6 protein-coding genes are annotated in these 6914 nt (G+C 68.3%); 2 read left to right on the top strand and 4 right to left on the bottom strand.

The window, feature by feature from the left end:
- Positions 1-15: 15 nt before the first annotated feature.
- On the top strand, positions 16-2772 hold the full coding sequence (locus tag MFF55_RS12870; protein WP_238244494.1) for an efflux RND transporter permease subunit: 2757 nt from the start codon (positions 16-18) through the stop codon (positions 2770-2772).
- Here the strand turns inward: MFF55_RS12870 and MFF55_RS12865 are convergent, their stop codons facing one another.
- The 4 genes from MFF55_RS12865 to hemB form a co-directional block, all read right to left on the bottom strand.
- On the bottom strand, positions 2773-3519 hold the full coding sequence (locus MFF55_RS12865) for an arginyltransferase (protein ID WP_238244493.1): 747 nt from the start codon (positions 3517-3519) through the stop codon (positions 2773-2775).
- Positions 3520-3641: 122 nt separating this feature from the next.
- Positions 3642-4124, bottom strand: a complete 483-nt coding sequence (locus tag MFF55_RS12860) for an RDD family protein (RefSeq protein ID WP_373874799.1) — start codon at positions 4122-4124, stop codon at positions 3642-3644.
- Between the two features lie 77 nt (positions 4125-4201).
- Complete coding sequence (locus tag MFF55_RS12855; RefSeq protein ID WP_238244492.1) at positions 4202-4552, bottom strand: hypothetical protein; 351 nt, start codon at positions 4550-4552, stop codon at positions 4202-4204.
- Positions 4553-4668: 116 nt separating this feature from the next.
- Positions 4669-5730 (bottom strand): porphobilinogen synthase, encoded by a 1062-nt coding sequence (hemB, locus tag MFF55_RS12850; protein ID WP_238244491.1) that lies wholly within the window; start codon positions 5728-5730, stop codon positions 4669-4671.
- 314 nt (positions 5731-6044) lie between these two features.
- Here hemB and MFF55_RS12845 point away from each other — a divergent pair, with 314 nt between their 5' ends.
- Positions 6045-6887, top strand: a complete 843-nt coding sequence (locus MFF55_RS12845; protein ID WP_238244490.1) for a hypothetical protein — start codon at positions 6045-6047, stop codon at positions 6885-6887.
- The last annotated feature ends 27 nt before the right edge of the window (positions 6888-6914 follow it).

The following is a 6914-nucleotide window of genomic DNA, read 5'->3' as shown; positions in this document are numbered from 1 at the left end:
GAGGCGCCGTAGATCATGATCATCAGCCGCGTCGAGATCGCGGGGCTGCCGATCATGATCTACGGCGCCTCCGCGCCCGCCATGACGCCCGAGGACCTCTCCTGGTTCGTCGAGGACGTGGTGGCGCGCCAGCTCCAGGGCGTGAAGGGTGTGGGCGGCGTCGAGCGCCTGGGCGGCGTGGCGCGCGAGATCCGCATTACCCTCAAGCCCGACAGGCTGCTCGCGCTTGGGATCACCGCGGCCGACGTCAACCGGCAGGTGCGCCTCAACTCCGCCGACATGGCCGGCGGGCGCGGCGAGCTCGCGGGCAGCGAGCAATCGATTCGCGCGCTCGGCGGATCGGCGAGCCTGGAGACCTTGTCGGGGACCTCCATCGTGCTGCCCAACAGCCGGAAGGTCCGGCTCGACGAGCTCGCGACCATCATCGACAGCGCCGAGGAACCGCGTACCTTCGCCCGCTTCAACGGCGAGCCGGTCGTCGGCTTCGCGATCTCGCGTTCGAGCGGCGCCTCGGATGCCGAGGTCTCGGTCGCGGTGGCCAAGAAGATCGAGGAGCTGCACAAGGCCAATCCCGGCGTGCGCTTCGACATCCTCGATACCAGCGTCGTCAACACGATCGGCAATTACCACTCGGCCATGACCGGCCTGTTGGAGGGCTCCGCGCTCGCCGTGATCGTGGTGTTTCTGTTCCTTCGCGATATGCGCGCGACCATCATCGCGGCGATCGCCCTGCCGCTTTCCGTGTTGCCGACCTTCTGGGTCATGAGCGCGCTCGGCTTCTCCCTGAACGCGGTGAGCCTTCTCGCGATCACGCTGGTGACCGGGATCCTCGTCGACGACGCGATCGTCGAGATCGAGAACATCGTCCGGCACATCCGCATGGGCAAGTCGCCCTACCGCGCGGCGCTCGAGGCCGCCGACGAGATCGGGCTGGCGGTCATCGCGATCACCGCGACGATCATCGCGATCTTCGCGCCGGTCTCCTTCATGCCGGGCATCGCGGGCCAGTACTTCAAGCAGTTCGGGCTGACCATCGCGGCCGCCGTGTTCATGTCTCTGCTCGTCGCGCGATTGATCACGCCGCTGCTCGCTGCCTATTTCCTTCGCGACTCTGGGCACGACCACGAGCGCGAGGGTTTCGTCCTGAGGAATTACGGCCGGGTCGTCGCCTGGTCGGTGCGCCACAAGTTCATCACGTTGTTCCTCGGCCTCCTCTGCTTCGCCGGCTCCATCGCCTCGGCCGGACTGCTGCCGGCCGGCTTCATCCCCGCCGAGGATGCGGCGCGCACGATGTTCGTCGTGGAGCTGCCGCCCGGCTCCCGGCTCGACGACACCAAGCGCGTCACCGACGGAATCGTGGACACGATCCGGGCCATGCCCGAGGTGCGCAGCGTCTTCGTCGACGGCGGCCGCCAGCTGCCCGGCAAGAAGGAGATTCGGCTCGCGAGCCTGACCATCAACCTGGTTCCGAAGAACGAGCGCAAGCTGACGCAGAAGCAGGTCGACCGGAAGGTCTCGGCGGTGCTGCGCGAGGTGCCGGATGTCCGATTCTGGTCCCTTCAGGAGGGCGGCCAGCGTGAGTTCGCGCTGATCGTCTCCGGCCCCGACAACAAGGTCGTGGCCGATGTCGCCGCGCAGCTTCAGCGCGAGGCGGCGCAGGTGCCGCACCTCGTCAACGTGATGTCGACGGCGCCGCTGGACCGCACCGAGATCCGCATCACCCCGAAACCCGGAATCGCGGCCGATCTCGGCGTCTCGACCGACCTCATCGCCGAGACCGTCAGGGTCGGCACGATCGGCGACATCGCGGCCAACCTCGCCAAGTTCAATGCCAAGGACCGTCAGATCCCAATCCGCGTGCAATTGCCCGAGGGCGTGCGAGGCCAGCTCTCCGAGCTCGAGGCGCTGAAGGTTCCGGTGAAGGGGGGCGCCGCGGTGCCGCTATCGGCTGTGGCCGACATCACGCTCGGGCGCGGGCCGACGGCGGTCGACCGCTACGACCGCGCGGTCCGCGTCGCGATCGAGGCGGACCTGATGGGATCGGATGCGCTGAGCCAGCTTATCGATCAGGTCATGGCCCTCCCGGCCGCCAAGAACCTGCCCGAGGGCGTCGTCATCAAGCAGACGGGCGATGCCGAGATCATGGGCGAGGTCTTCGAGGGCTTCGCGCTCGCCATGGGCGCCGGCCTGATGATGGTCTACGGCGTGCTCGTGCTGCTCTTCGGCAACTTCCTGCAGCCGTTGACCATCCTGTTCTCGCTGCCGCTCTCGATCGGCGGCGCGATCCTGGGGCTCCTCATCTTCCAGATGCCGATCTCGATGCCCGTGGTCATCGGCATCCTCATGCTCATGGGCGTGGTCACCAAGAACGCGATCATGCTCGTCGATTTCGCCATCGAGGAGATGGCCCGCGGCGTCGACAGGGCGACCGCGATCACCGATGCCGGCCGAAAGCGGGCACGGCCCATCGTCATGACCACGATCGCGATGGCGGCGGGCATGGTTCCCTCCGCGATGGCGCTCGGCATCGGCGGCGAGTTCCGGGCGCCGATGGCGGTGGCGGTGATCGGCGGGCTGATCGTCTCGACCGGCCTGTCGCTGATCTTCGTGCCGGCGATCTTCGTCCTGGTCGACGACCTGTCGCGGCTGTTCGTGCGCCTGTTCGCGCGATTCATCGGCGCCAAGGACGACCCGGAGGACCAGGTGTTCGTGGGGCCGGGCTCTCCGGCCAATGACGGGCCGCTCTACACGCCGCGGGTCGCCGCGGAGTAGCTACTCCACCCGCACCCAGCCCGGCGCCAGGAGCCGCTCCTGCGGCTTGAAGCGGGCCTTGTAGTCCATCTTGCGGGACCCATCGACCCAGTAGCCGAGGTAGAGATAGGGCAAGCCGAGCGCGACCGCGCGGCGGATATGGTCGAGGATCATGAAGGTGCCCAGGGAACGGGCGGATTCGGCCGGGTCGTAGAACGAGTAGACCATCGAGAGCCCGTCGGAGAGCACGTCGGTGAGGCAAAGGGCGATGGGCGAGCCCGTGCCGCGGCCGTTGATCGCCGTGTCCGGCCCGCGCCGGCGATAGGCCACGAGATGCGTGTCGACGTGGCTGTCCTCGATCATCATGGCGTAGTCGAGCACGGTCATGTCCACCATGCCGCCGTCGCCGTGGCGCGCGTCGAGGTAGCGCCGGAACAGGGCGTATTGCTCGGAGGCCGGGCGGTTCGGCTCTGGGGTGCCGACGAGGTCCTCATTGCGCTGGATGATGCGCCGCTGGCTGGCGGAGGCCACGAAGTCGGAGACGACGACCCGCACCGAGATGCAGGACCGGCAGGTCTCGCAGGCCGGGCGGTAGGCGATGGTCTGGGAACGGCGGAACCCGCCCTGCGTCAGGATCTCGTTGAGGTCGCGGGCGCGGCGCCCGACGAGGTGCGTGAAGACCTTCCGCTCCTCCTGGCCGGGCAGGTAGGGGCATGCGGAGGGCGCGGTCAGGTAGAATTGCGGGGTGTCCCGCGGGTGGCTCGTCACGCGCTGGCTGCTCTCGGGGCCGGCCGCACCACGTGCCGGCAAGGTTGAGTGTAGCGCCAACAGGGCGCCGCTCAACTGCCGGCACGGTCGCGGGGATAATTTTCTTCCGTCGGTTACGGAGGTCAGGCCCGCACCACCGCGAGGCCGAGCAGCACGTCGTGGCCGAGGCGCCGATCCTGGCGGACGAAGCCGAACAGAACGTCGACGAACCAGAGCAGGAAGGTCGAGATCGCCACGTAGAACAGCAGCGCGTGCACGGCCGCCGTGATCATGTCGACGCGGCCGCCCTCGGTGGCGATCACGCGCAGCCCCATCATCCGCATGCCCCAGGTCGCCTGGCGCGATCCGCCGACGGTCAGGGCGCTGTAGAGGATGCCGCTCGCCGGGAGGATGGCGAAAAGGGTCCAGCCGAGCCCGAAGGTGACGACGCCCAGGATCAGGATGGCGAACCACAGGAACGTCGTGAAGCCGAGGATGAACAGGATGTCCAGCAGGTAGGCGAGCGAACGCCCCCCGAGGCTCGCGCGGATCGCGGGCAGGGACATCGGCAGGCCGTAGGCGGAGCCCTGATGGGGATCGGCGTAACGGGGCTGGCTGTTCAGCATGGCGGCGCTCCTCGGGGGCGCGGTGTGGCAACGCCGCAGAAGTGGGATTGCCCGCGTCAGGTTCCAAGATGCCGCGCTCAGCGGAAGGCCGGCTCGGCCGCTGCGGCCTCGGGCGAATCGAGGTAGTAGCGCTTCATCAGATAGAGGGACGCACCGCTGACCGCGCCGCGTTCCGTGGTGACGGCGGTGAGTTCGGCGCCGGGGCCGAACCGGCAGATCGCCCAGAACTGCCGTCCCGGGCGGGCAGTGAGCGCGTAGTCGATCCGGACCGTCTCCGCGGTCCCGCCCTCGGCAAGCCTCAGGATCCGGATGTCGGCCTCGGCCGGGTTGACGGCCGGCAGGACCCGTCGGCAGATCGCCGCGCGCTGGCGGTCGACGGAACTCTCGCAGGCGGCAAGCGTGAGCAAGGCTGCGAGCGCGGCGCTCAAGCCTCGTCCTGGACATCGGATCCAGGACGGGGCTTTCACCGCCTCCAACGACAACGGATTTCTGCGAGAGCCGGCAGCCACCCTTCGGTTCGATGCCCTCGCCCGTCGCGCTGGCCTCAAACCGCGCCGCGCAGGCGCTCCGCCACGCGAGGCGCGTAGTAGGTCAGGACCCCGTCGGCGCCGGCCCGCTTGAAGGCGAGCAGGCTCTCGACCATGGCCCGGTCGCCGTCGAGCCAGCCGTTGCGGGCGGCGGCCTCGATCATCGCGTACTCGCCCGACACCTGGTAGGCGAAGGTCGGCACGCCGAACTCGTCCTTCACCCGCCGGATGATGTCGAGATAGGGCAGGCCCGGCTTCACCATCACGGAATCGGCGCCCTCCTCGATGTCCAGTGCCACCTCGCGCAGGGCCTCGGCCGAGTTGCCCGGGTCCATCTGGTAAGTGCGCTTGTCCCCGACGAGGGCCGCCGAGGTGCCGATGGCGTCGCGAAACGGGCCGTAGAAGGCGGAGGCGTACTTGGCGGCGTAGGCCATGATCTGGACATCGCGGAACCCCGCCCGGTCGAGACCGACCCGGATCGCTCCGACGCGGCCGTCCATCATATCGGAGGGCGCGATGATGTCGCTCCCGGCCTCGGCCTGGATCAGGCTCTGCTCGACGAGGAGCGCGACGGTCTCGTCGTTAAGGATGGCGCCGTCAGAAAGCAGGCCGTCATGGCCGTGGCTCGTATAGGGGTCGAGGGCGACGTCGGTCATCACGCCGATTTCCGGCACCGCCCGCTTCACCGCGCGCACCGCGCGGCAGACCAAGTTCTCGCGGTTGAGGGACTCGGAGCCGGTCGGGTCGCGCAGGCTCGGTTCCGTGTAGGGGAAGAAGGAGATGGCCGGGATGCCGAGGCGTGCCGCCCGCTCGGCCTCGCGGACGATCTCGTCGACGCTCAGGCGCTCGACCCCCGGCATCGAGGCGATCGGCTCGCGCCGGCCCTGGCCTTCGATCACGAAGAGGGGCCAGATCAGGTCGTCGACGCTCAGCCCGTATTCGCGGACGAGGCGCCGCGACCATTCCGCCTTGCGATTGCGCCGGGGCCGCCGGGTGAGGCCGAGCGCCTCGAAGCGGCGCGTCTCGGCCTGCGCGGTCTCGACGGCCAGGGGGCGCGGGGTCGGCGTCTCGTGCGACATGCTTGGACTCGGTGAATTAATCCGGGGGCGAATGCCATGCGGCCTACCACATCCGGGAATGGCGCCGAAACCAGCCGTCGGCCGGAGTAGAGGAGGGTCCTCCGCGAAACTCCGCTCCGGCCTAGCCCGACCTCGTCGTGGCAGCAGCGCCGCGAAGCCGGCGCTCCTCGTGCCGCCGTTCCGGTTGATCATGAACGCGTGGCTCGAGAAGGGACGACTCGCCCCATCTTCTCGTCGCCTCTCAACGGACACGTAACGTCCCCTGTTGTAAGCTTTGCCTTAGTCGGCTGGCTTGGGCCGCCTGGAGACCGGCCTTGAGACACGTATCCCTCCTTGCGGGCATTGCGGCCCTGAGCTTCGTCGCCACCTCCGCCTTCGGCGCGGGCGAGATCCCGTTCGAGAAGGCCAAGGGTTGGGACATCGAACGCTCCGGCGACAAATCCGGCCCGACCTGCCTCATGAGCAAGGCCTACAAGGACAAGGACGACAACAACGCCGAGAACGCGGTGATCTTCGCACTCGTCGGCGATCAAGCCATCGTGTCCCTGGTCTACCAGAACTGGACCTGGGACAAGGACGAGAAGGTCGTCGTGCCCCTAGCCTTCGACAAGAAGGTCGTTCGCGCCAAGTCGGTCTGGACCGGGGATGGGCAGACCCTGGTCACCAACCTCCCGGCGACGGTGGTGCCGGACATCCTCGCGGCGAAGAAGCTTATTCTGAAGTTCTCGGACTCCGACGCGGACTTCGAGCTCGCCGGCTTCCCCGAGGCCTACGAATCCCTGCGGCGCTGCGATGCGGCCCCCGCCGCGACCACGCCGTCACCGACGATGCCCTCGGAGGCGCGGATCAAGAGTTTCTATCTCGGCGCGATGCTGGAGGCCGCGATCAAGGAATGCGATGTCGCCACGACCGGCAAGCAGCGCGCGACCTTCGAGGTCAAGCTCTCGTCCCTGCGCAAGGAGATGGGTCCCGTCGAGCCCGAGATCGCCAAGGCGGTCGCAAGCCGACCGGAGCCGCGCTGCCCCGGCGACGGGGACAAGGCGAAGTTCCAGCAGGCGCTGGAGGACTTCATCGACAAGTCCCCGGATGAGTTCGCGGCGATCGTGGAGAAGCGCGCCGCCGACGAGGCTGCGGCCAAGGCCGCTCCCAAGCCGTAGGGATGAACTTCATCCTCAGGCGTCGCT

Origin of the sequence: Methylobacterium iners, assembly GCF_022179305.1 — a bacterium.
GTDB classification, from domain to species: Bacteria; Pseudomonadota; Alphaproteobacteria; order Rhizobiales; family Beijerinckiaceae; genus Methylobacterium; species Methylobacterium iners.
This window is presented reverse-complemented; position numbering and strand designations above follow the sequence as displayed.

Excerpts from the sequence above, each read along its gene's own strand:
- MFF55_RS12870 (WP_238244494.1), top strand. The coding sequence starts at position 16 with ATGATCATCAGCCGCGTCGAGATCGCGGGGCTGCCGATCATGATCTAC.
- hemB (WP_238244491.1), bottom strand. The coding sequence starts at position 5,730 with ATGTCGCACGAGACGCCGACCCCGCGCCCCCTGGCCGTCGAGACCGCG.
- MFF55_RS12860 (WP_373874799.1), bottom strand. The coding sequence starts at position 4,124 with ATGCTGAACAGCCAGCCCCGTTACGCCGATCCCCATCAGGGCTCCGCC.